Source organism: Streptomyces silvisoli (genome assembly GCF_029269905.1).
Lineage (GTDB): Bacteria > Actinomycetota > Actinomycetes > Streptomycetales > Streptomycetaceae > Streptantibioticus_A > Streptantibioticus_A silvisoli_A.
The window spans coordinates 126,871-148,673 of the sequence record NZ_JARJBC010000005.1 but is presented as its reverse complement, the minus strand read 5'-3'; the positions used below and the strand labels follow the sequence as shown (position 1 = coordinate 148,673).

Here is a 21,803-nt window from a genome sequence, read left to right as displayed (position 1 = left end):
TCACCCGGGCGGCGTGCTGTGTGCAGTTGGGTTCCGTTTCATCGTCACTTCAACGCGGCCAGATCGTGGTTGAGCACGACGACATTGACGCGTTCTTGACCCAGGAATCCGAGGTTGCGGCCCTGGACGTGCTCGGCGACCAACTTCCGTACCGCCACCGGGTCCAGGCCGCGGGCCTTCGCCACCCGGTTGACCTGCTCGTAGGCGTATGTGGGTGAGATGTCCGGGTCGAGACCGGAGCCCGACGCGGTGACCGCGTCGGCGGGGACGCTGCTCGGCGGCACGCCGTCGAACGCGGCTACGGCGGCCCGGCGGTCCTTGACCGCCTTGACCAGACCCGCGTTGTTGGGGCCGAGGTTGGAGGCTCCGGAGTTCGTCGGGTCGTAGCCGGTCGGTCCGGCCGCGGAGGGCCGGGGTTGGAACCACCTGGGGTCCGGGGCGCCGGTGGTCTGCCCCTTCCTGGGCGGCAGGTTGAAGTTCTGGCCGATGAGCGAGGAGGCGACCGGCCGCCTTCCGTCCTTTAGCAAGGACCCGTTGGCCTGGTGTGGGAAGACTGCCTGGGCGATTCCGGTCACCACCAGTGGATAGACGATGCCCGTGATGACCGTGAACACCAGCAGCATCCGCAGCGCCGCCAGGTGGTGGCGGAGCAGGCGGGTGAGAGAGCCAGCCATGAGGACGCCTTCCTTGGTCAGTGCAGTCCGGGGACGAACTGGACGAGCAGGTCGATCAGTTTGATGCCGATGAACGGCAGCACCAGTCCTCCGAAGCCGTACAGCACGATGTTGCGGGTGAGCAGCGAGGCCGCCGACGAGGGCCGGTAGCGCACCCCGCGCAGGGCGAGGGGGATCAGCGCGACGATGATCAGGGCGTTGAAGATGATCGCCGAGGAGATCGCAGAGGTCGGGCTGTGCAGGGCCATGATGTTCAGCCGACGCAGGCCCGGATAGACGCTGGCGAACATGGCCGGGATGATGGCGAAGTACTTCGCCACGTCGTTGGCGATGGAGAAGGTCGTCAACGCGCCCCGGGTGATGAGGAGTTGCTTGCCGATCTCGACGATTTCAATGAGCTTGGTCGGGTTGGAGTCCAGGTCCACCATGTTCCCGGCCTCCTTGGCGGCCGAGGTACCGGTGTTCATCGCCACACCGACGTCCGCCTGGGCCAGCGCCGGAGCGTCGTTGGTGCCGTCACCGGTCATCGCGACCAGCTTGCCGCCCGCCTGCTCCCGCTTGATCAGCGCCATCTTGTCCTCGGGAGTCGCCTCCGCGAGGAAGTCGTCGACTCCCGCCTCCTGGGCGATGGCCCGAGCGGTCAGCGGGTTGTCACCGGTGATCATCACGGTCTTGATGCCCATCCGGCGCAACTCCTCGAAGCGCTCCCGAATACCCGGCTTGACCACGTCCTTGAGGTGGATGACCCCGAGGATCCGGGCGGTGCTCGTGTCCTCGTGGCGGGCGACCTCGCCGACGACCAGCGGTGTGCCGCCACTCGCGGAGATGCCGTCCACGATCGGGCCGACCTCCTCGGTGGGATGTCCGCCGTGCTCCCTGACCCAGCGCATCACGGCGGTCGCCGCGCCCTTGCGCAGGGATCGGTTGTCCTCGGAACTGTCCAGGTCCACGCCCGACATCCGGGTCTGGGCGGTGAAGGGGACGAACTCGGCGTGCGCCAACTCCCCTTCGCCGCGCCCGCGCAGCGCGTACCGCTCCTTGGCCAGCACGACGACCGAGCGGCCCTCGGGCGTCTCGTCGGCGATGGACGACAGCTGGGCGGCGTCCGCGAGCTCCTCCACCCGCACCCCGCTGACCGGAAGGAACTCGGCGGCCTGACGGTTGCCCAGAGTGATGGTGCCGGTCTTGTCCAGCAGCAGGGTGTTCACATCGCCCGCCGCCTCAACGGCCCTGCCGGACATGGCCAGTACGTTTCGCTGCACCAGCCGGTCCATACCCGCGATGCCGATCGCCGACAGCAACGCGCCGATGGTGGTCGGGATCAGTGCGACCACCAGCGCCACCAGGATCACGATGCTCTGCTCGGCGCCCGCGAAGATGGCGAACGGCTGCAACGTCACCACGGCCACCAGAAAGACGATGGTCAGCGAGGCCAACAGGATGTTCAACGCGATCTCGTTGGGGGTCTTCTGCCGGGCCGCGCCCTCCACCAGGGCGATCATCCGGTCGATGAAGGTCTCCCCCGGCTTGGAGGTGATCCGCACGACGATCCGGTCGGACAGCACCTTGGTACCGCCGGTGACCGCCGAGCGGTCACCGCCCGACTCGCGGATGACCGGCGCCGACTCACCGGTGATCGCAGACTCGTCGACGCTGGCGACGCCCTCGACAACGTCGCCGTCACCGGGGATGATCTGGCCCGCCTCGACCACCACGTGGTCGCCCAGCCGCAGCGCCGTCGCCGGAACCTCCTCTTCGGTGAGGTCGGTGGCGCCCGGCCGCCAGTCGGCGGGCAGCCGACGGGCCATGGTGTCGGTCTTCGTCTTTCGCAGCGTCTCCGCCTGCGCCTTGCCACGCCCCTCGGCGACCGCCTCCGACAGGTTGGCGAAGACGACGGTGAGCCACAGCCACACGGTGATCACCCAGGCGAAGACGCCCGGGTCCTTGATCGCCGACAGGGTGGTCAGCACAGCGCCGACCTCCACGACGAACATCACCGGGTTCCGCACCATCACCCGCGGATCGAGCTTGCGCAGCGCGCCGGGAAAGGAGGTCACCAACTGCTTGGGGTCGAGCAGTCCACCGGAGACCCGGTGCACGTTGGGCGCCAACGGGTCCTTCGACACGGGGGGTTGAGCGGTGGCCGTGGGCATCAGTGCAACCCTTCCGCGAGAGGTCCCAGCGCGAGGGCGGGGAAGTATGTGAGGCCAACGACGATGAGGATCACACCCGCGAGCAGGCCGACGAACTGCGGCCGGTGGGTGGGCAGCGTGCCCGCGGTGACCGGCACCGCCTGCTGGCGGGCGAGCGACCCGGCCAGCGCCAGCACGAACACGATGGGCAGGAAGCGGCCGAACAGCATCGCCACGCCGAGCGCGGTGTTGTACCAGACGGTGTTGGCCGAAAGGCCCGCGAACGCCGAGCCGTTGTTGTTGGCGGCCGAGGTGAACGCGTACAGCACCTCCGAGAAGCCGTGCGGGCCCGCGTTGAGCATCGCGGCCCGCTCCCCCGGCAGGGCCATCGCGATACCGGCCCCCACCAGCACGATGCCGGGCGTGGTCAGGATGTACAGCGAGGCGAACTTCATCTCCCGGGCGCCGAGCTTCTTGCCCAGGTACTCGGGGGTGCGGCCGACCATCAGTCCGGCCACGAACACCGCGACGACCGCCAGGATCAGGATGCCGTACAGACCGGAGCCGGTGCCGCCGGGCGCGATCTCCCCCAGCATCATGTTGAAGATGGTCGTCCCGCCGCCGCCCGGCGTGTACGAGTCGTGGAAGGAGTCGACCGCGCCGCAGGAGGTGAGCGTGGTGGACACGGCGAACAGCGCGGAGGCCCAGATGCCGAACCGCTGCTCCTTGCCCTCCATCATTCCGCCGGCCGCGTGCCCGACGGAACTGCTCACGCTGTGCAGTTCGTTGGCGGTCACGATGGCCACCGACGCCGCCCAGATCAGACCCATCACGGCGACGATGGCATAGCCCTGGCGGCGGTCCCCGACCATGGTGCCGAAGGTGCGCGGCATGGAGAAGCCGATCACCAACAGCAGGTAGATCTCAAGCCAGTTGGTGAACGGGTTGGGGTTCTCGAACGGGTGCGCGGAGTTGGCGTTGTAGAAGCCGCCGCCGTTGGTGCCCAGTTCCTTGATCGCCTCCTGTGAGGCGACCGGGCCGCCGGTGATGCTCTGGTGGTCGCCCGCGATCGTGGTGATCGACTGGATGCCGTGGAAGTTCTCGATCACACCGCCGGCGACCAGCACGACGGCCATCACGAAGGCGATCGGCAGCAGCACCCGCAGCACGATCCTGGTGAGGTCCACCCAGAAGTTGCCGACCCGGTCGGTCTTCTTCCGGGTGAAGCCGCGGATCAGGGCGGCGACCACGGCGATGCCCACGGCGGCGGAGACGAAGTTCTGCACCGCCAGGCCCGCCATCTGCACCAGGTGGCCCATGGTCGACTCGCCCGAGTAGGCCTGCCAGTTGGTGTTGGTGACGAACGACGCCGCCGTGTTGAACGCCAGGGACGGCGCCACCGGTTTCATGCCGAGGGAGAGCAGCAGATGGTTCTGCAGCCGCTGGAAGGCGTACAGGAAAAGCACCGACACCGCGGAGAACGTCAGCACGCTGCGTAGGTAGGCGGGCCACGTCTGGTCGGCGTCCCCCCGCACACCGCCGATCCGGTACACCAGCCGCTCCACCCGCCAGTGCCGGGGGGAGGTGAGGACATGGGCCATGTAGTCGCCCAGCGGCCGGAAGGACAGGGCCAGCGCGCCCACCAGGGCGAGGATCTGGAGCCAGCCCGCGAGAGTTTCGTTCATGGAGGACCTCTCCGGTTCAGGAGGCGGGTCGAGGCGACTAGAACTTCTCGGGGAAGATCAGGCAGAACACCAGATACAGCACAAGGCCCACGGCGACGATCAGGCCCACGATGTTTTCGACGCTCACAGCCGCCGCACCCCCTTGGCGGCCAGCCCGATGAGGGCGAAGGCCACGATGATGAGGCCGATGAAGAGAAGGTCCGACATGTGCGGCACACCCCCGCGGAGCAGATGACGGTACGGGACCGCTCGGCCGCGGCGTGAAGAAGTGGGGGCGCTCAAGCCGAGGGCGGTGTCGGCTGAAACCGGCCCTTTCAGCGAAGGGCTGCCGGCCCCCGCTGACGACCCCCGTTAGCGGAGCTCTGACGCTATCGAGCGGCGCCCTGATGAGCTTTTGACACGCCGCAGCCGATTGAGTGGTCAAGCCATTGAGCGGTGGCTGAGCACACTGTTCGGCACCTGGGTATTCGCTGTGAATTCCGGACACGCGGTACGACTCGAACACTGCCTCGAAGCCCGCTCGGGCGCACCATGGGAGTGCCAGGGACACGGTTACGCATCGTGATGAGTCGGCGGGAGCACGCCAATGGCGCGTGGGCGTCTGCGGATCTACCTCGGGGCCGCCCCCGGGGTCGGCAAGACCTACGCCATGCTCAAGGAGGGCCAGCGGTTGCGCTCCCAGGGCACCGACGTGGTGATCGGACTGTTCGAACCGCACGGGCGGCGGCCGACCATGGCCCTGGCCGAGGGCCTGGAGACCGTCCCCCGCCGGAGCCTCAGGTACCGCGGCAGCGACTTCACCGAGATGGACCTGGACGCGGTGCTGGCCCGCCTCCCGCAGGTCGCCCTGGTCGACGAGCTGGCCCACACCAACGTACCGGGATCGCGCAACGCCAAGCGGTGGCAGGACGTCGAGGAACTGCTGGCGGCGGGCGTCGACGTGGTCAGCACGCTCAACGTCCAGCATCTGGAGTCCGTCAACGACGTGGTCGAGCAGATCACCGGGATCAGACAGCAGGAAACGCTTCCCGACGAGGTGGCCAGGCGGGCCGACCAGATCGAGTTGGTCGATCTGCCGCCAGAGGTGGTGCGCCGCAGGCTGGCCCACGGGGACATCTACCCGCCGGACCGCATCGAGGCCGCGCTCACCCACTACTTCCGGGTCGGCAACCTCACCGCGCTGCGCGAACTGGCCCTGCTGTGGCTGGCCGACCGGGTGGAGGAGGGGCTGCAGCGGTACCGCGCGGAGCACGGGATCGCCGCGCCGTGGGAGACCCGGGAGCGGATCCTGGTCGGTCTGACCGGTGGCCCGGAGGGTGAGACGCTGATCCGCCGGGCCGCCCGGATCACCGCCAAGACGCCGGGCAGTGAACTGCTGGCCGTGCACGTCGTCCCCAGCGACGGGCTGGCCGACGCCGACCCCGCGGCGCTGGCCGAGCAGCGAACCCTGGTGGAGGCACTGGGCGGCAGCTACCACCAGACCACCGGCGAGGACATCGTCGAGGCGCTGTTGCAGTTCGCCCAGGCCGAGAACGTCACCCAGATCGTGCTGGGCGCCAGCCGCCGGGGCCGGCTGCGCTCACTGTTGCGGGCGGGAGTGGGCAAGCGCACCATCGACGGCTCGGGCCCCATCGACGTGCACATCGTCACCCACGAGGAGGCGGCCGGTGCGGCCACCCCGCTGGTGCGGCCACCGCACCCGGCCCGAGGCACCGGGCCGCGCCGCTACTGGTCGGCGATGGCCGCCACGGTGCTGCTGCTGCCCGCGCTGACCGCCGTGCTGGTGGTACTGCGCGGCCACCTCGGTCTCGCCATCGACCTCGTGCTGTACATGCTGGCGATCGTGGTGATCGCGCTCGTCGGCGGCCTGTATCCGGCGCTGATCGCCGCCGTCGCCGCCGGGATGCTGACCGACTACTACTTCACCCCGCCCGTGCACTCGCTGGACATCGAGCGCCTCAACGACGTCGTGGCGCTGGTCGTGTTCATCGTCACCGCCACGCTCGTCGGCACGGCCGCCGGGACCGCCGCCCGGCGTACGTACCAGGCCCTGCGGGCCACCACGGAGGCGCGCGCCCTGAGCCGCCTGGCGACCGCCATGATGCACGGGCAGAACCTGCCCACCCTGCTGGAACTGGTACGTGAGTACTTCGGCCTAACCGCGGTCAGTCTCCTGGAACGCGACCGGGCGAACGGACCGCGGCCGCGCTGGTACGTGGTAGCCAGCGCGGGCGAGCGTCCTGCGGAGCGTCCGTACGAGGCGGACGTCGAGAGTCCGGTGACCGACGACCTCACGCTGGCCGCGCGCGGCCGTCCGCTGAGCGCCGATGACCAGCGGGTGCTCGCCGCGTGCGCGGCGCAGTTGGGACTGGCGCACGTTCACGGCCGACTGGCCCGGCGCGCCGCCGAGACGGACAACCGGGCCGCGGCCGAACGCACCCGTACCTCACTGCTGATGACCGCGGGGCGCGATCTGCGGTCCCCGCTGCACTCGGCTCAGACGGCGCTGGCGCGGCTACGGGAGCCCGCCGCCTCGGCCGCGGAGCGGGACCAGTTGCTCGACGCGGCGCTGTCGGCGGTGCATCGGGCCGTCCAACTCGTCGCCGACCTCGACCGGTTGGGCCGCCTGCACGCCGGGGCGCTCGAACTGTACCTGCGCCCGGTCGACCTGGACGAGGTGCTGGCGGCGGCCCTGGACGACCTCGGTCCCGGCCGCCACACCATCCTGCTCCAACTACCGGAGCGGACGCCCGACGTCATCGCCGACGCCGCCGCGCTGACCCGCACCCTCACGGCCCTGAGCGCGGACGCGCTGCGGCACAGCCCCGAGGGCCGACCTCCGACGCTGACCGCCGAAGTACTGCCCGACCGGCTGCTGATCCGGGTCACCGACGGCATCGTGGACAACACGTCCCGGGCCAGCGCCCCTGACGCCAGGTCGGACAGTCTGGCGCTGCGGCTGGCGCGTGACCTGACGGAGGCGATGGGCGGCACCCTGGAGCCCGCGACGAGCGGCCCCGCGTTCTCCGTGACCCTGACGTTCCCGACCTCGGCCCACCCCGGCGGGTGAGCCAACGGGGCTGGTCGCAGAAGGAGTTGGCTAGTCCTCCAGCGTCGTTCCCGCCGTGTCGAGGGCCGATCCGGCCTGTTCGGCCAGGATGACCGCGACCAGGCGGGCCTGTAGCGGTGGTTTGGCGCCCTGTGCCGGACGCATCATGAACCGGCCGAGGTAGCGGCCGTTGCCGAACGCGCGCAGCTCGATCTCCTCGTCCGGCAGCCCCTGCTGGTCGACGTCCCAGCTCCGGCGCCCGACCAGCACACTGCCGTCCGGTCGCAGCTGCGCGGGGTGGCCCAGCAGTGATCCGTACTCGAAGCGGCAGTCGCGCAGCTGGAGCAGTTCGCTCAGCTGCCGCTTGACCTGGTCGACCACCTGGGCCGCTGAGGTCGCGGTCTGCGCCCGGGCCGCGGTGGCGTGGATCGCTCCGAGGTACTGGGCGTCGGTGATCGTGATCACCTTCAGCCGTCTGGCCCGCGCCGCCAGCTGGGAGACCGCGAGGCCCACCAGTAGCAGCAGCACCGCCGTACGGATGTCCGCGGACTTGGTGATGGCGAACCGCTCGTACGGCCGGGTGAAGAAGAAGTCGAACCAGGCGGCGGCCGACAGCGCCGCGAGGGCACCCGCCACGCGGTGTCCGATGGCGGCCACCGCGACGATGACCACGACCAGTACCAGCGCCACGTCGGTGTTGGAGATGTGCGCACGGGCGGATACCAGCGCCGCGGCCACGGCCAGCGGAGCCACCAGCCCGGCCACGATCGCGGCGAGGTCCCTGTGCAGGAAGCGACGCATGGCGGTACCTCCCGTCTCCCTGCTTACAGGGTCGCTGACCTGGCGCGTACCGGCGAGCCGGTCATGGCGGGCCGACCGCACGCCCGGGGGTCAGAATCGTGTCAACATCGCCGATCCGCCCCTTTGAGCTGGTCCTGGCGGCGCCACGATATGGACAAAGAGACACCGTACGGATCGAGGAGAGTTCCCGGTGGCCAACAGCGATGTCGCCGCCGACCCGCCAGATACCCGGCCCGGTCGGCTGAAGGTCTTCCTCGGGCCTTCGAACCCTTCCAACGGCTGGGCGACACCGACGACACCACCGGCCTCGGACTCGGCCTCGCGCTTTCCCGGGGCTTCACCGAGGCGATGGGCGGCACCCTCCTGCCCGAGGACACGCCGGGCGGCGGCCTGACGATGGTGGTGTCGCTGCCCGCCGCGCCCGCGCTACAGCACCCCGTCCCGGCGTGAGACGAGCGGGGTGAGGGCGCCCGCCTCCGGCAGCCAGTCGTCCCGGTCGTACTCCAGCCATCTGCTACTGCCCGCCGTCTCGGTGAACGCCCTTAGCAGCGCGTCTAGTGCTGTGACCGGGACGGTCCACCGTGATCGGAAGGCGGCTCGCGGGACGAGCGCACGCGCAAGGCTGGTATTACTGGGGCATGCAGGAAGAGACGGCACGCTCCGCAATCGACACGTTCATTTCCGCGTTTAACGCCTCGGACGACGGCTATGTGACTGCCCTGCTCTCCCAGGCCCTGACCTCAGACGTGGTCTTCTGGGGACCGTTGGGTCGCAGCGAAGGAATCGCGGCGGTCGAGCGGTTCGTGCTGGACATCCGGCGCCACCCGGCGGGGACCGGCACGATGGTGCGCTGCTCAGCGGTGGACATGCCTGATGAGTGGGCCCGGTACCAGTGGGTCTTCACCACGCCCGATGGAGGCCCCCGCCTGGCGGGAACGGACGTCGTCCATCTGCGGCGGAGCCTCATCGACCAGGTCATCGTCTTTGCGGGGGAGATCGAGCCGTCCGCCTCCTGAGTCGTCCTTCTGTCGCTGTCCTTCTCGTGAACTTGTCCCTTTCGGTACTCCGGGGGCTGCGGTTCGCGGTCGGTCAGGCTGCGGCGTTGAGGGGGCGTCCGCCCCAGCGGATGCCCTTCTCGCTGCGGATGCAGGCGCGTTCCTTGCGTTGGGCGGCAAGTACGTCGGGGTGGCGGGCGTTGGCGTTGCGCCAGCGCAGGTAGCGGTGCAGGGCCTGGGTTTGCGCGGGGTGGCTGCGGTGGTGGCAGTTGGCCAGGGTGAAGTGCGGCAGGCCGAGGTTCGGGCCGCCGACCCGTTCGGTGATGCCGCAGTCGTCGGCGAGACCGACGCGCTGGAGGGCCGTCTCGGTGTCGATGCCGCCAGGATCGGGGTGATCGGGCTCAGCCTGGGCGGGTTCTACGCCGCCGTAAGCGCCGCGCACGAAACGAGGATCCGGGCCACGGCGACGGTCAGCGGCCCGTACCGGATCGACTGGGACGAGCTGAATCCGTACGTCATCGAGCCCCTGGCGCAGCGTTGCGGAGGGCTGGGCGCAGCACGGCAGTTCAGCGCCCGCATCGATCTGCACGGCGCGGACTGGCTGGTGGAGCGGCTCACCGCAACGCCGTAGCCGCTATACGCTCAACCGGTACGGCAGGACGCTCACGACCGCGTCGGTGCGGTAGCGCAGGGCGGTGGCGAGCAGGAGGCCGCGCTGGCTCTGCAGGAACTCGTAGCGCCGGTGGCGGGGTTCGACCTGCGGGATCAGCACGGTGACCACTCTGCCGTCGCGTGCGGCGTGCTGTACGTAGTCGACGATGGGCTGGACCAGGGAGCGCTGCGGGCTGTCGACGATGTCGAGTGGAACGCCCGGGTTCCACTCCTGCCATCTGCGTCGCAGCGCTTCGGCCTTGTCGGGGTCGGTGTGCACGGACAGTGCGACGACCTCGCCGCCGAGGGCGAGGGCGGCGCTGATCGCGGCCTGGGCGAGCTTGCTGATCTCGCCCAGCGGAACGATGACCAGGCTGCTGCCCTCGATCGGCCTGCCGGGAATCCGGCCCAGCCCCAGCTCGGCGCCAACGACCGTGTAGTACCGGTGGATTCGGGTGAACAGCAGCATCAGCAGCGGCACCGCGATGACCACCACCCAGGCGCCGGCCATGAACTTGGTGGTGAGCAGGACCAGACACGCCACCGCGGTGAGCACCGCGCCGGTGCCGTTGATCAGTGCCCGGGGCACCCAGCCGTCCGGGCGCTCCTTGGCCCAGTGCCGTACCAGGCCCGCCTGGCTGATGGTGAAGCCGATGAACACCCCGATGGCGAACAGCGGGATCAGCCGCTGGGTGTTGCCGCCCACCGCGATCAGCAGCGCGGCGGCCAGCAGCGCCAGGGCCCCCACTCCGTAGCGGTACACCGGGCGTTCGGCGCGCAGGCCGAACACGTGCGGCAGCCTGTTGTCGCGGGACAACAGGCTCATCAGCACGGGCAGTCCGCCGAAGCTGGTGTTCGCGGCCAGCGCGAGGGCGAGGGTGGCGATGAGGTTGCTCGCGTAGTACGGCCAGCCGGTTCCGTAGGCGCCGGCGGTCAGTTGGGCCAGTACGGTCACTCCCCCGCGTGGTGCGACATGGTCGCGGCGGATCAGGATCGACAGGCCGACGAGCATCACGGCGAGCAGTGTGCCCAGCATCAACTCGGTGTGCTGGGCGCGTTTGACGCGTGGCTCGCGGAACGCCGGTACGCCGTTGGCGATCGCCTCCACTCCGGTCAGCGCGGAGCATCCGGAGGAGAAAGCCTTCAACAGCAGGAGCAGGCCGAGGGTTTCGGAGGCATGGACGGGTTGCGCGGTACCCACGCTGGCGGCCGGATGCGAGCGCAGCAGGCCCACGACGACGATGCCGAGGATGCTCACGATGAACAGCACCGTGGGCAGCATCAGGAAGCGGGCGCTCTCCGCGATGCCGCGCAGGTTCACGGCGGTGAGCAGGGCGAGGCCGACCAGGCAGACGGCCAGCAGATGGTGGCCGAGCACGGGGAAGGCCGAGGCGAGGCTGCCCGCGCCCGCGGCGAGGCTGACCGCCACGGTCAGCACGTAGTCCACCACCAGGCTCGCCGCCGCCAGCAGACTGGCCCGGGCTCCCAGGTTCTTCTTGGCCACCGCGTAGGCCCCGCCGCCGTCCGGGTGGACCGCGATCACCTGGCAGTAGGAGATGGTGAGCACCACCAGCAGGCCGGTGATGACCAGGGTGATCGGGAGTGCGGCGGTCAGCGCTCCGGTCCCGGCCGCGACCAGGACGACGACGATCGCCTCGGGGCCGTATGCCACCGAGCTGAGCGCGTCAAGGGAGAGCGCGGCCAGGCCCTCGACGCTGGTCAGACGGGACTTGTCGCCCTCGCCGTGGCGCAACGGCACCCTCGGCTGCGCCTTGCGGGGAGCCAGTCCAAACGTCACGGAGACCTCACCTGACCTCTCGTCGTCAACCGCCTCCGGGCCAGTGTGACGGCGCCGCCTGGCCGGTGACTCCTAACGCGCCGCTTCCCCTGCCGGGTTGTGGAAAACCCACGGCGGCGGCCAGGTCCGCCGTACGCCGAGGGCGGTGCCCGATTCGTCGGCATGGCTGACAACTCTCCGGCGTCCGGCTGGCCCGGGCCGGTGACAGGCATGCCGGGGACGGGGCGCGGGCACGCGCGTTCCATGACGAAGATCGGTCTCCCGGACGGCATCCGGGCGTGCTTGTTCGACCTTGACGGTGTGCTGACGAAGACCGCGGTGGTGCACGCCGCCGCGTGGAAGGCGACGTTTGACGAGTTCCTGCGGCGCCGTGAGGGGCCGGGCTTCCGCCCGTTCGACGCGGTCGCCGACTACGACGAGTACGTCGACGGTCGCCCGCGGGCGGACGGTGTGCGGACGTTCCTCGCCTCGCGCGGCATCGAGTTGCCGGAGGGCGGCGATGACGACCCGCCAGACCGGGAGACCGTGCGGGGTCTGGGCAACCGGAAGAACGAGCTCTTGCTGGAGAAGATCCGTACCGAGGGCGTCGAGGCATATCCGGGTTCGGTCCGCTACGTCGAGGCGGCGCGCGCCGCCGGGCTGGGCACGGCAGTGGTCTCCTCCAGCGCCAACTGCCGTGACGTGCTGGTCTCGGTCGGTATGGAGAAGTGCTTCGGCGTGCGCATCGACGGCATCGTCGCGGCGGAGCGCAAGCTTCCGGGCAAGCCGCACCCGGACACCTACCTGGAGGCCGCGCACGACCTGGGCGTCGAGCCCTCGGCGGCGGCCGTGTTCGAGGACGCCCTGGCGGGGATGGACGCGGGTCGCGGCGGCCACTTCGGTTACGTGGTGGGCGTGGACCGCGTCGGCCAGGCGGACGCCCTGCGCGCACACGGCGCGGACATCGTGGTGCGCGACCTCGCGGAGCTACTGGAGGACCACGCATGATCAGCCACCCGTCGTTCGCGGTCGAGCCCTGGCGCCTGCGCGAGACCAGCCTGCACCTCGACGTACTCGCGCAGAGCGAGTCGGTGTTCGCGCTGTCCAACGGGCATGTCGGCTGGCGCGGCAACCTGGACGAGGGCGAGCCGCACGGCCTGCCCGGCAGCTACCTCAACGGCGTGCACGAGGTGCATCCGCTGCCGTACGCCGAGGCGGGTTACGGCTTTCCGGAGTCCGGCCAGACCATGATCAACGTGACCAACGGCAAGATCATCCGGCTGCTAGTGGATGACGAACCGTTCGATCTGCGCTACGGGCGGCTGCGTTCCCACGAACGCGTCCTGGACCTGCGCGGCGGATTCCTGCACCGCACGTGTGAGTGGACCTCGCCCGCCGGAACCACCATCAGGGTGCGCTCCACCCGCCTTGTCTCGCTCACCCAGCGCTCCGTGGCGGCCGTCGCCTACGAGGTGGAGCCGCTGGACGCCAAGGTGAGGATAGTCGTCCAGTCCGAACTCGTGGCCAACGAGCAGTTGCCGAAGACCACCGGCGACCCCCGGGTCTCCGCCGTTCTGGAGTCCCCACTGATGCCGGAGGAGCACTACTCCGACGGCATGCGGATGCGGCTGCTGCACTGCACCAAACACAGCGGGCTGCGGGTCGCGGCGGCCGCCGACCACATCGTGCAGGGGCCGCCGTCCACCCAGTCCGCCAGCGAGAGCAGCGGGCACATCGGCCGACTCACCGTCACCTCCGAGCTGGCACCCGGCGAGACGCTGCGACTGGAGAAGTTCGTCGCCTACGGCTGGTCCGGGGGCCGCTCCCGGCCGGCTGTGCGCGACCAGACGGACGCCGCGCTGGCCGCGGCCCGCAGCACGGGCTGGCAGGGGCTGCTGGACGAGCAGCGCGACTACCTGGACGAGTTCTGGGCGCGCGGTGACGTCGAGATCGACGGCGACGAGGAGATCCAACAGGCCATCCGCTTCGCCCTGTTCCACGTACTGCAGGCCGGAGCGCGCGCCGAGCAGCGGGCGATTCCGTCGAAGGGCCTGACGGGTTCCGGCTATGACGGGCACTCGTTCTGGGACACCGAGAGCTTCGTACTGCCGGTGCTCACCCACACCGCGCCGCACACGGTGGCCGACGCGCTGCGCTGGCGGCAGTCCACGCTGCCGGCCGCCCGGGACCGCGCCCGCCAACTGAGCCTGAAGGGAGCGGCCTTCCCCTGGCGCACCATCGAGGGTTCGGAGTGCTCCGGCTACTGGCCGGCCGGAACCGCCGCCTTCCACGTCAACGCGGACATCGCGTACGCCGTGACCCGCTATGTGGCGGTCACCGACGACGAGGAGTTCGAGCGGGAGACCGGCGTGGAACTGCTGGTGGAGACCGCGCGGCTGTGGCACTCCCTGGGCCACCACGATCCGCACGGCCGCTTCCACATCGACGGGGTGACCGGGCCCGACGAGTACAGCGCCATCGCGGACGACAACCTGTACACCAATCTGCTGGCCCAGTTGAACCTGCGGGCCGCCGCCAGCGCCGTGGAACGCCACGAGAAGGAGGGGGCCGCCCTGGGGGTCGACGACGAGGAGACCGCCGCCTGGCGCGACGCCGCCGACGCGATGACCCTGCCGTACAACAGCGCGCTGCGCGTGCACGAGCAGTCCGCTGGGTTCACCCGCCACCAGGTGTGGGACTTCGACGGTACGCAGCCCGACCAGTACCCGCTGCTGCTGCACTTCCCGTACTTCGACCTGTACCGCAAGCAGGTGGTCAAACAGGCGGACCTGGTGTTCGCGATGGTCGTGCGCGGTGACGCCTTCGACGAGGAGCAGAAGGCGCGCAACTTCGACTACTACGAGGCACTGACGGTACGGGACTCCTCACTGTCGGCGTGCGTGCAGGGAGTGATGGCGGCCGAGGTCGGCCACCTGGGGCTGGCCTACGACTACCTGTCGGAGGCGGCCCTGATGGACCTGCACGACCTGGAGAACAACACCCGGGACGGGCTGCACATCGCCTCGCTCGCCGGTACCTGGCTCACCCTCGTCGCGGGCTTCGGCGGCATGCGGCACCGCGACGGGGTGCTGTGCTTCGCGCCTCGGCTGCCCGAGCGGCTGCGGCGGCTCGCGTTCGCGGTGCAGATGCGCGGGCGGCGGCTACGGGTCGAGATCACCGACGCGTCCGCCACATACACCCTGCTGGAGGGCGCGCCGCTGGAGATCCGGCACTGCGACGAGATGGTCACCGTCTCCGACAAGGGCCCGCAGACCCGGCCGCTCGCGCCCACCACGACGCGCCCGGAACCGGAGCAGCCGCCCGGCCGCCGGCCGGTCCGCCGTGAGTGAGGCGCGCCCGGCGCGCCGCGTGGCCCGCTTGGCTCTACCGTGGAGACGACGATGGCTGTCAACCGGCTTGGCCTAGTGGTCCACCAGGCGCGCCCCGTAGCGGTCGCGGCGGCTGGCGCCGTGCGCGCCTGGTGTGCGGACCGGGGTATCCCCTGCACCGAGATCGACGTGTGGCGCAGCGACATCCCGCGGCGCAGCGGCCAGGAGGAGGCGGCGGCGGCCGGGCACCCCGACCTGATCGTCACCTTCGGCGGCGACGGCACGTTCCTGCGGGGTGCGCGCATCGCGGCCAAGAACGGCGCCGCGGTGCTGGGCGTGAACGTGGGCCGTCTCGGATTCCTCACCGAGACCACCGCGGACGAGGTGCTGGACGCGCTGGAAGAGGTGTACCAGGGGCGGGCCACCGTCGAGGAGCGCATGATGCTCACGCTGCGGGCGTCCCGCCCGCTGGAGATGCCGATCGGCATGGAGGCGCTGCTGTGCTACGCACGCGGCCCCGCCCTGCCGCCGCCGAAGGCCCGCAGTGACCAGGAGGTCGGCTGGGGCGTCGCGCTGGACGTCATCGCCGTCAACGACGTGGTCTTCGAGAAGCTCGCCCGGGACCGGCAGGCCAGCCTTGGCGTCTACATCACCGGCCAGTTGCTCGCCGCCTACTCGGCCGACGCGGTCATCGTGGCCACCCCCACCGGCTCCACGGCGTACAGCTTCGCGGCCGGGGGGCCCGTCGTCTCGCCGTACACGGACGCGGTGGTGTTCACCCCGGTCGCCGCTCACATGGCGTTCGACCGCACCGTGGTGGCATCGGCGGACGAGGCCATCGCGGTGCGGGTGCTGCCGCAGTCCGGCCAGGTGGCGGTCAGCATCGACGGCCAGCTGCGCGGGGTGCTGAACCCCGGCGACTGGGTGGCCGCCTACAAGGCTCCGGCCCGGCTGCGGCTACTGCGGCTCGGCCAGACCGACTTCTACCGGCGGCTGAGGGACCGCTTCCGGCTGGCCGACGCGCCCGCGTCGGCGGACCAGGCCCCGCCGTTCATCCGCCCGGCCGCGCCGGTGCCCGCGGACCTGGCGCACCTACGACTGCCCCCGCCGCCCGACACGTGACCGGGGGCACGCCAACTCCTCTACGGTTACGGCGGTTTGGTGGCGGGGCCGCCGCGGCGGATGGCGATCACGGCCGCGTCGTCGCCGAGGTGGCCCTGGGCATGGTCCAGCAGGTCGTCGCGGAGCTTGCGGACCACTTCGTCGGGGTCGTCCTTGGCCCAGGCCGCCGCCCGTTCGGCGAGCGGGTAGAAGCGCCCTTTCGCGTCACGGGCCTCGATCACCCCGTCGGTGTAGAACAGCAGCAGGTCGTCGGTCTCGAACGGGGACGTCTCGACCTCGTACTCAATGGCGTCGACCATTCCCCCCAGGCCGATGGGCAGATGGCTGGCCTTCGGCCGCAGCGTGGTCACTTCGTTGTCGCGGAACAGCAGCGGGGGCGGGTGGCCGCAGACGATCATGTGGACGACCGACTCGTCGTCGGGGATGTCCATGAAGATCGCGGTCGCGAAGAACTCGTCGGTGTCCTCGTCCGACGCCGAGCGCCACTGGCTGGAGTCCCAGCGGGTGGCGCCGTCGAGATGGATGGCCAGCCGGGGCAGGGTGGCCAGCCGGTGGGCGGCGGCACGGAAGGCGCCGAGCAGCAGCGCGGCATGGCTGATGGCGGCCAGTCCCTTGCCGCGCACATCGCCGATGAGCAGCCGGGTGCTGGTGGGGGTGCGGGCGGCGGCGTACAGGTCGCCGCCCATTTCGGCCTCCTCCTCGGCGGGCAGGTACAGGCAGCCGATCCGCAGCGGGCCGCTGCGCCGGGGCAGCGGTCGCAGCAGCACGTGCTGGGCGGCCTCGGCGACCGACCGCACCCGGTGCAGTTGCCGTTCGCGCCGGTCCCGTACCAGGCAGAAGACGACCAGCAGGGCGGAGACCACGACCAGCGCGGCGATCTGGGCGTCGATGTTGGCCGAGGTCAGCGACTCCCGGTACACCCCGATCAGCATCTGCGCCCCGACCGCGAGCAACCCGATGAGCGACGTGAGCCGGGCGCCGGCGAACGCGACCGAGACCGCGGGGGCCGCCACCAGCAGCGGGCCCAGATGGATGTGCGGCGGGGCGAGCAGGTCGGCGGTGACGACCGCGGCGATGAGCGCCAACGGGATCACGACCAGCGCTGGCGCATGTCCGGGCTGCCAGGTGCGTGGACTTCCGCGGATCGGCCGAAGGGGCATGTCCCCAGCTTGCATCCATATCGCCGCTGGGCGCCGCCGCAGGCGTTGATCCGCGGCGCCGCGTGTCTCAGTCGGCGGCCGGGCCGGTGCGGGTCCAGCCGGGGGCCAGGACGTGTGGGGTGAGAGTGCCCTGGTCGGCCTGCCGACCGCAGTGGCCGCAGACCACGACCGGGGTCAGGTCGGCGCCGCAGGCGTGTTCCAGCACCATCGGCGGTCGGTCGGCGAGGTGCCGGTCGCCCCACTTCATGAGCATCAGCAGTACCGGCTGCAGCTCCCAGCCCGCCGGGGTGGGGCGGTACTCGAAGCGCCGCGGCCGCTCGCTGTACGGGAGCTTCTCCAGCACCCCCGCCTCCACGAGTCGGCGCAGCCGGGTGGCCAGCACGTCGCGCCGGGTTGCGGCTGGCGGACATCGACCTGTTCGAAGTCAACGAGGCGTTCGCCAGCGTCGTCCTGGCCTGGCTGCGGGAGACCGGCGCGGATCCGGCGAAGGTCAACGTCAACGGCGGTGCGATCGCACTGGGTCACCCACTGGGCGCCAGCGGCACGCGTCTGATGACCACCCTCGTCCACACCATGGAGCAACGCGGCACCAGCTACGGCCCGCAGACCATGTGCGAGGCGGGCGGCCTCGCCAACGCGGCGCTACTCGAAGCAATCTGACGGTAGCTCAGCGAGGTCACGGGGCGCCCTTGCCCTGGAGCGTGCTCCAGCACACCGCCTCCGAGGCGCGCTCCGACCGAAGGGAACACCGTGCGCTACACACTGTTCGGCAAAACCGGCTTACGCGTCAGCGAGTTGAGCCTTGGGGCCATCCGATCATCGGCGCCACCAAGGAGAGCCAGCCCGCCGACAACCTCGCCAGTGTCGAGGGCGCGTGGACCCGCTCGTGGTCCAACGGCTCAACGAGGTGAGCGCGGTGTCGCTCGGCCTCCCGCACGACTTCCTGCGGGAGCCGGGGATCACTCGGAACGTCCACGGGGACCGCTGGGCCGACATCATCGACCGGGGCGCCACCTACCGCCGGACCGTGGGGCCGGTCACCTAACCCGAGGGGGTTGGGCGGATCTCGAAGCCGACGAGACCCTCGGGCGCCTCGTCGTGGACGATGACCCGGTCCACGATCGCGAGTGGTGGACCGTGGTGGCACCAGGCCACCATCTGTTCCACCGCGCCGGTCTCGCCCTCGAAGACCGCCTCGACGGTTCCGTCCGGGAGGTTGCGCACCCAGCCCGCCACGCCGAGTTCCAGTGCGGTACGGCGGCAGGTGTCGCGGAAGTAGACGCCCTGCACGTCCCCCGAGACGATGACTCTCTTACGGATCATTACTCCATCCTCCGCCCGCCGTCCGACTTCTTGGCGGACGCGCGGCGGTGCCAGCGGCGGACGACGAGGAAGACCACCAGTAGCGCGAGGGCGGCCAGCAGGTAGAGCTCATAGCGCTGGATCGCCGGGTAGAGGGTGTTGATGTGCTGGCCCGCGAGGCCGCCCACGGTCACCCACAGTCCGACCCACAGGGCCGCACCCAGCGCGTTGAAGACCAGGAACCGCCGCCAGGACATCTCGGCCAGACCGGCGATGATGCCGTTGACCTGCCGCAGGCCCTCGATGAATCGGGCGACGGTGACGACCTTTCCGCCGTGCCTGGCGAAGAACTCCTCGGCCCTGGCGAGGCGTTCGGGGGTCAGCAGTACGTACCGCCCGAAGCGGGTGACCAGCCGGTGGCCGCCGAACCGGCCGATGGCGTAGCCGACGTTGTCGCCGCAGACGGCGGCGACGAATGCTACGACCGCGACCACGAGGATGTTCAGCCGCCCCGCGCCCGCGTACACCGCGGCGGCGATCAGCAGGGTCTCACCCGGTACCGGAACGCCGAAGTCCTCCAGGAAGATCAGGCCGCCGACCGCCAGATAGCCCCAGTGGTCCAGCAGTGGGGCCAAGTCGGCCAGTACGCCAGGCAGTTGCGGCGAGCCATCCATGCGCTTCCCCGTACTCGTCAGCGGGCGATGGCCCAGAGCCTAGGCCGCGTACAGCGCGATGGCGATCTTTCACCGCGGGGCGTCGTGCCGGTCCCTCAGCAGGTGAGTGAGGCGCGAGACGTCGTGCGCGGTGACGATGCCGACGAGGTGCCCGCCGTCCACGACCAGGATCCGCGGCGGGCCTGACACCCGGCTCAACACGTCCAGCAGCGCCTCGTCGGGGGTGGCGACGGTGCAGCGGGAGAGCGGGGTGGCGACGTCGCGCAGCCGTACCTGGTCCCGTTGCGACCCCGGCACGGCGGCCAGCTGCCGTAGCGTCACCAGGCCGGAAGGCCGGCCGTCGAAGTCGAGCAGCGGTATCACCGAGTGGCGCCGCTGGGACTCCGTCTCGTCCAGGAACCGGCTGACCGTCAGCCACTCCGGGCTGGTCACCACGGGCGCGGACATGGCACGGGACATCGGCACCCCGTGCAGCGCGGCACTGAGGGTGGCGCGTTGGGCCTCGGCGCCCGCGGTGCCGGACAGGAAGAAACCGATGAGCGCCAGCCACAGCCCGGTGGCCGAACCGTAGAAGAAGCTGACGACGCCGAACCCCACCAGCAGCATGCCCACCACCTGCCCGCTTCGCCCGGCGGCCCGCTCCGCGCGCTCCCGGTCCCCGGTGCGCCCCCACAGCAGGGCCTGGACGATCCGCCCGCCGTCCAGCGGGGCGGCGGGCAGCAGATTGAACCCGGCGAGCAGCGCATTGGCCCAGCCCAACCAGAACAGCACGGCCGCCGCCACGTTCCAGCCCAGCGCCGCCCGTACCGCCAGCGCACCGCCGATGCCGACTCCGGCCAGCAGCAGGCTGGCCAGCGGGCCGCAGCCGGAGATCACCAGCATCGCCCGCGGTGTCTCGGCCCGCCCGATCCGGGTGACCCCGCCAAGCGCCCACAGCGTCATGTCCTCCACCGCCACACCGCGTCGGCGGGCCATCACCGCATGGGCCGACTCGTGCAGCAGCAGACTCGCCAGCAGGGCCAGCGCACCGAGCAGCGCGGCCAGCGTGTAGACACCCGTACCCCGGCCCGGCGCCAGCGCGGGAATCGTGCCGCGCCCCAGGCCGTACCCCAGCAGCACCACCAGTACCAGCACACTCCAGTGGACCCGCAGCGGTATCCCGAAGATCTTCCCGATCAGTACGGAGCCGTTCATCCCGCTCCTTCAGGCAGGCGTCACCCCCGCCCTTCAAGCTTCGCCCTCCGCATGGAATGGGGCGCGCCCGGGGAACCCCGGTTCCCGGGCGCATGGCCGAGCCGCGAGCCCCACCGTGCCCCGGGCGGCTAGTCGCCGGTGGTCAGCACCATGCGGAAGCGGGCCTGGCCGCTGAGCATCCGCTGGTACGCCGCCTCCGCGTCGTCCAGTGCCATGGTCTCCACCATCGGCCGCGCGCCGGTGAGCGCGGCGAAGTGCATGGTGTCCTCCACGTCCTGGGCGGTCCCCGAAGCATGACCCCGCACACCGCGCCCGCCCGTGATCAGCTGGAGCGGGAAGATCTCCAGTGGCTCCGGGGTGGCTCCGATCACCAGCAGCTGCCCGCGGTGGGACAGCCCGTCGACGGTGGCCGCCATCGCGGCGGAGTCGGCAGCCGTGGCCAGGACGGCCCGCGCCCCGCCGAGCCCTCGCAGCGCCTCGGCGACATCGGTGGCCTGGCTGTCGACGTAGTGGTGCGCGCCCAGCTCGCGGGCGAGCTCCTCCTTCGCCGTACCGCGGGCGACGGCCACCGTCTCGAAGCCGAGCCTGGCGGCGAACTGGATGCCCAGGTGCCCCAGACCGCCCACCCCCAGCACGGCCACCAGGTCCCCGCCGCGCGCACCGCTGCGCCGCAGCGCGTTGAACGTCGTCACGCCCGCGCACCCCAACGGCGCCGCCTCGACGGGGGTCAGTCCGTCCGGGATCCGGGCCAGTGCGTCGACCGGGGCGACCATCGCGTCCGCGTAGCCGCCGGGATACGCCCAGCCAGGCACCTTGAGATTGACGCACGCGATGAAGTCACCCTGCCGGCACGGCAGGCAGTGCCCGCAGGAGCCGCCGAACCAGCCCACCCCCACCCGGTCGCCGACCTGCCACTGCGCCACACCGTCGCCCAGCGCGTCGATCCGTCCGGCGATCTCGTGTCCGGGCACCAACGGGAACCGCACGCCAGGGAAGACGGCGTCGATGAACCCCGCGTCACTGCGGCAGACACCGCACGCCTCGACCGTGATCCGCACGTGTCCGGGCCCGGGCTGCGGCACTTCCCGCTCGACGACCTCCAGCTTTCCGCCCTTGGCTGCGGCCTGGGCGACGCGCATGGAGTTCATGGCATCCTCCAACGGGGAGGGGGTGCGGGGAAGCAGCCGTGCGCCGAGGTGCCCTGGCACTTCGCGCACAGGCCACGTCTCCATGAGAGCGCACCTGCGCGGGCTCGGCG

The 21,803-nt window shown here is 70.8% G+C and carries 19 protein-coding genes and 4 pseudogenes; 9 read left to right on the top strand and 14 right to left on the bottom strand.

The genetic code is table 11. The annotated features are described in order from the left end of the window. Positions 1-44 precede the first annotated feature (44 nt). The 5 genes from kdpC to P3G67_RS10545 are packed head-to-tail and all read right to left on the bottom strand — an operon-like array spanning position 45 to position 4,773. Positions 45-674 (bottom strand): potassium-transporting ATPase subunit KdpC, encoded by a 630-nt coding sequence (gene kdpC, locus P3G67_RS10565; protein WP_276093194.1) that lies wholly within the window; start codon positions 672-674, stop codon positions 45-47. A gap of 17 nt (positions 675-691) precedes the next feature. Continuing rightward, positions 692-2,827, bottom strand: a complete 2,136-nt coding sequence (kdpB, locus tag P3G67_RS10560; RefSeq protein ID WP_276093193.1) for a potassium-transporting ATPase subunit KdpB — start codon at positions 2,825-2,827, stop codon at positions 692-694. After that, positions 2,827-4,491 carry a potassium-transporting ATPase subunit KdpA gene (gene kdpA, locus P3G67_RS10555; RefSeq protein ID WP_276093192.1) on the bottom strand — a complete coding sequence of 555 codons (1,665 nt, stop codon included), beginning with the start codon at positions 4,489-4,491 and terminating at the stop codon, positions 2,827-2,829. Before kdpA ends, kdpB begins: the two co-directional genes overlap by 1 nt. A 37-nt stretch (positions 4,492-4,528) precedes the next feature. Further along, positions 4,529-4,618, bottom strand: a complete 90-nt coding sequence (gene kdpF / locus P3G67_RS10550) for a K(+)-transporting ATPase subunit F (RefSeq protein ID WP_276093191.1) — start codon at positions 4,616-4,618, stop codon at positions 4,529-4,531. After that, positions 4,615-4,773: a hypothetical protein gene (locus P3G67_RS10545; protein WP_276093190.1), complete on the bottom strand. Its 159-nt coding sequence runs from the start codon at positions 4,771-4,773 to the stop codon at positions 4,615-4,617. The genes kdpF and P3G67_RS10545 overlap by 4 nt, the downstream gene beginning before the upstream one ends. Before the next feature lie 304 nt (positions 4,774-5,077). Between P3G67_RS10545 and P3G67_RS10540 the strand changes: the two genes are divergently transcribed. Then, positions 5,078-7,561 carry a sensor histidine kinase gene (locus tag P3G67_RS10540; RefSeq protein WP_276093189.1) on the top strand — a complete coding sequence of 828 codons (2,484 nt, stop codon included), beginning with the start codon at positions 5,078-5,080 and terminating at the stop codon, positions 7,559-7,561. Between the two features lie 30 nt (positions 7,562-7,591). Here the strand turns inward: P3G67_RS10540 and P3G67_RS10535 are convergent, their stop codons facing one another. Continuing rightward, positions 7,592-8,341, bottom strand: coding sequence for a DUF4118 domain-containing protein (locus P3G67_RS10535; RefSeq protein WP_276093188.1), 750 nt, complete (start codon positions 8,339-8,341; stop codon positions 7,592-7,594). A gap of 252 nt (positions 8,342-8,593) precedes the next feature. Here P3G67_RS10535 and P3G67_RS10530 point away from each other — a divergent pair. Both P3G67_RS10530 and P3G67_RS10525 read left to right on the top strand, forming a co-directional pair. Beyond that, positions 8,594-8,791, top strand: a pseudogene (locus P3G67_RS10530) (sensor histidine kinase); the annotation flags it as partial. A gap of 188 nt (positions 8,792-8,979) precedes the next feature. Next, a complete protein-coding gene (locus P3G67_RS10525; protein ID WP_269859113.1) occupies positions 8,980-9,357 on the top strand; it encodes a nuclear transport factor 2 family protein in 378 nt (125 codons plus the stop codon). A 73-nt stretch (positions 9,358-9,430) separates the two neighbouring features. Here P3G67_RS10525 and P3G67_RS10520 read toward each other — a convergent pair. Next, positions 9,431-9,628, bottom strand: a pseudogene (locus P3G67_RS10520) (IS630 family transposase); the annotation flags it as partial. 99 nt (positions 9,629-9,727) lie between these two features. Here P3G67_RS10520 and P3G67_RS10515 point away from each other — a divergent pair. Further along, entirely contained in the window at positions 9,728-9,967 is a 240-nt protein-coding gene (locus P3G67_RS10515; protein ID WP_276093186.1) for a hypothetical protein, read from the top strand. A 3-nt stretch (positions 9,968-9,970) separates the two neighbouring features. On the opposite strand, the gene P3G67_RS10510 is transcribed toward P3G67_RS10515, so the two are convergent. After that, positions 9,971-11,785: an APC family permease gene (locus P3G67_RS10510; protein ID WP_276093185.1), complete on the bottom strand. Its 1,815-nt coding sequence runs from the start codon at positions 11,783-11,785 to the stop codon at positions 9,971-9,973. A gap of 243 nt (positions 11,786-12,028) precedes the next feature. On the opposite strand from P3G67_RS10510, the gene P3G67_RS10505 reads away from it, so the two are divergent. From P3G67_RS10505 to P3G67_RS10495, 3 genes are read left to right on the top strand one after another with little or no spacing between them, the layout of a single operon-like run. Next, positions 12,029-12,772: an HAD family hydrolase gene (locus P3G67_RS10505; protein ID WP_276093184.1), complete on the top strand. Its 744-nt coding sequence runs from the start codon at positions 12,029-12,031 to the stop codon at positions 12,770-12,772. Further along, complete coding sequence (locus P3G67_RS10500) at positions 12,769-15,114, top strand: glycoside hydrolase family 65 protein (RefSeq protein ID WP_276093183.1); 2,346 nt, start codon at positions 12,769-12,771, stop codon at positions 15,112-15,114. The genes P3G67_RS10505 and P3G67_RS10500 overlap by 4 nt, the downstream gene beginning before the upstream one ends. Before the next feature lie 51 nt (positions 15,115-15,165). Continuing rightward, a complete protein-coding gene (locus P3G67_RS10495; RefSeq protein ID WP_269859108.1) occupies positions 15,166-16,215 on the top strand; it encodes an NAD(+)/NADH kinase in 1,050 nt (349 codons plus the stop codon). A gap of 26 nt (positions 16,216-16,241) precedes the next feature. On the opposite strand, the gene P3G67_RS10490 is transcribed toward P3G67_RS10495, so the two are convergent. Next, on the bottom strand, positions 16,242-17,375 hold the full coding sequence (locus P3G67_RS10490; RefSeq protein WP_276093182.1) for a PP2C family protein-serine/threonine phosphatase: 1,134 nt from the start codon (positions 17,373-17,375) through the stop codon (positions 16,242-16,244). Between the two features lie 67 nt (positions 17,376-17,442). Continuing rightward, positions 17,443-17,763 (bottom strand): annotated as a pseudogene (locus P3G67_RS10485) (winged helix-turn-helix transcriptional regulator); the annotation flags it as partial. On the opposite strand from P3G67_RS10485, the pseudogene P3G67_RS10480 reads away from it, so the two are divergent. Beyond that, positions 17,757-18,035: pseudogene (locus tag P3G67_RS10480) on the top strand (steroid 3-ketoacyl-CoA thiolase); the annotation flags it as partial. The pseudogenes P3G67_RS10485 and P3G67_RS10480 overlap by 7 nt on opposite strands. A 214-nt stretch (positions 18,036-18,249) precedes the next feature. Continuing rightward, positions 18,250-18,420 carry a hypothetical protein gene (locus P3G67_RS10475; protein ID WP_313879949.1) on the top strand — a complete coding sequence of 57 codons (171 nt, stop codon included), beginning with the start codon at positions 18,250-18,252 and terminating at the stop codon, positions 18,418-18,420. Here the strand turns inward: P3G67_RS10475 and P3G67_RS10470 are convergent. From P3G67_RS10470 to P3G67_RS10455, 4 genes are all read right to left on the bottom strand, one after another. Continuing rightward, on the bottom strand, positions 18,417-18,698 hold the full coding sequence (locus tag P3G67_RS10470) for an acylphosphatase (RefSeq protein ID WP_276093181.1): 282 nt from the start codon (positions 18,696-18,698) through the stop codon (positions 18,417-18,419). The two genes, P3G67_RS10475 and P3G67_RS10470, sit on opposite strands and share 4 nt — an antisense overlap. Then, complete coding sequence (locus tag P3G67_RS10465; protein WP_276093180.1) at positions 18,698-19,351, bottom strand: DedA family protein; 654 nt, start codon at positions 19,349-19,351, stop codon at positions 18,698-18,700. The genes P3G67_RS10470 and P3G67_RS10465 overlap by 1 nt, the downstream gene beginning before the upstream one ends. Before the next feature lie 69 nt (positions 19,352-19,420). After that, on the bottom strand, positions 19,421-20,545 hold the full coding sequence (locus P3G67_RS10460; protein WP_276093179.1) for a site-2 protease family protein: 1,125 nt from the start codon (positions 20,543-20,545) through the stop codon (positions 19,421-19,423). A gap of 128 nt (positions 20,546-20,673) precedes the next feature. Continuing rightward, positions 20,674-21,693, bottom strand: a complete 1,020-nt coding sequence (locus tag P3G67_RS10455; protein WP_276093178.1) for an alcohol dehydrogenase — start codon at positions 21,691-21,693, stop codon at positions 20,674-20,676. Positions 21,694-21,803 lie beyond the last annotated feature (110 nt).

Bases quoted from the DNA above. Each gene is read 5' to 3' on its own strand.
- kdpB (WP_276093193.1), bottom strand. From the start codon at position 2,827: ATGCCCACGGCCACCGCTCAACCCCCCGTGTCGAAGGACCCGTTGGCG.
- P3G67_RS10490 (WP_276093182.1), bottom strand. From the start codon at position 17,375: ATGCCCCTTCGGCCGATCCGCGGAAGTCCACGCACCTGGCAGCCCGGA.
- P3G67_RS10540 (WP_276093189.1), top strand. From the start codon at position 5,078: ATGGCGCGTGGGCGTCTGCGGATCTACCTCGGGGCCGCCCCCGGGGTC.
- P3G67_RS10460 (WP_276093179.1), bottom strand. From the start codon at position 20,545: ATGAACGGCTCCGTACTGATCGGGAAGATCTTCGGGATACCGCTGCGG.
- P3G67_RS10525 (WP_269859113.1), top strand. From the start codon at position 8,980: ATGCAGGAAGAGACGGCACGCTCCGCAATCGACACGTTCATTTCCGCG.
- P3G67_RS10500 (WP_276093183.1), top strand. From the start codon at position 12,769: ATGATCAGCCACCCGTCGTTCGCGGTCGAGCCCTGGCGCCTGCGCGAG.
- kdpA (WP_276093192.1), bottom strand. From the start codon at position 4,491: ATGAACGAAACTCTCGCGGGCTGGCTCCAGATCCTCGCCCTGGTGGGC.
- P3G67_RS10505 (WP_276093184.1), top strand. From the start codon at position 12,029: ATGACGAAGATCGGTCTCCCGGACGGCATCCGGGCGTGCTTGTTCGAC.
- P3G67_RS10455 (WP_276093178.1), bottom strand. From the start codon at position 21,693: ATGAACTCCATGCGCGTCGCCCAGGCCGCAGCCAAGGGCGGAAAGCTG.
- P3G67_RS10470 (WP_276093181.1), bottom strand. From the start codon at position 18,698: ATGATCCGTAAGAGAGTCATCGTCTCGGGGGACGTGCAGGGCGTCTAC.
- P3G67_RS10495 (WP_269859108.1), top strand. From the start codon at position 15,166: ATGGCTGTCAACCGGCTTGGCCTAGTGGTCCACCAGGCGCGCCCCGTA.
- P3G67_RS10465 (WP_276093180.1), bottom strand. From the start codon at position 19,351: ATGGATGGCTCGCCGCAACTGCCTGGCGTACTGGCCGACTTGGCCCCA.
- kdpC (WP_276093194.1), bottom strand. From the start codon at position 674: ATGGCTGGCTCTCTCACCCGCCTGCTCCGCCACCACCTGGCGGCGCTG.
- P3G67_RS10535 (WP_276093188.1), bottom strand. From the start codon at position 8,341: ATGCGTCGCTTCCTGCACAGGGACCTCGCCGCGATCGTGGCCGGGCTG.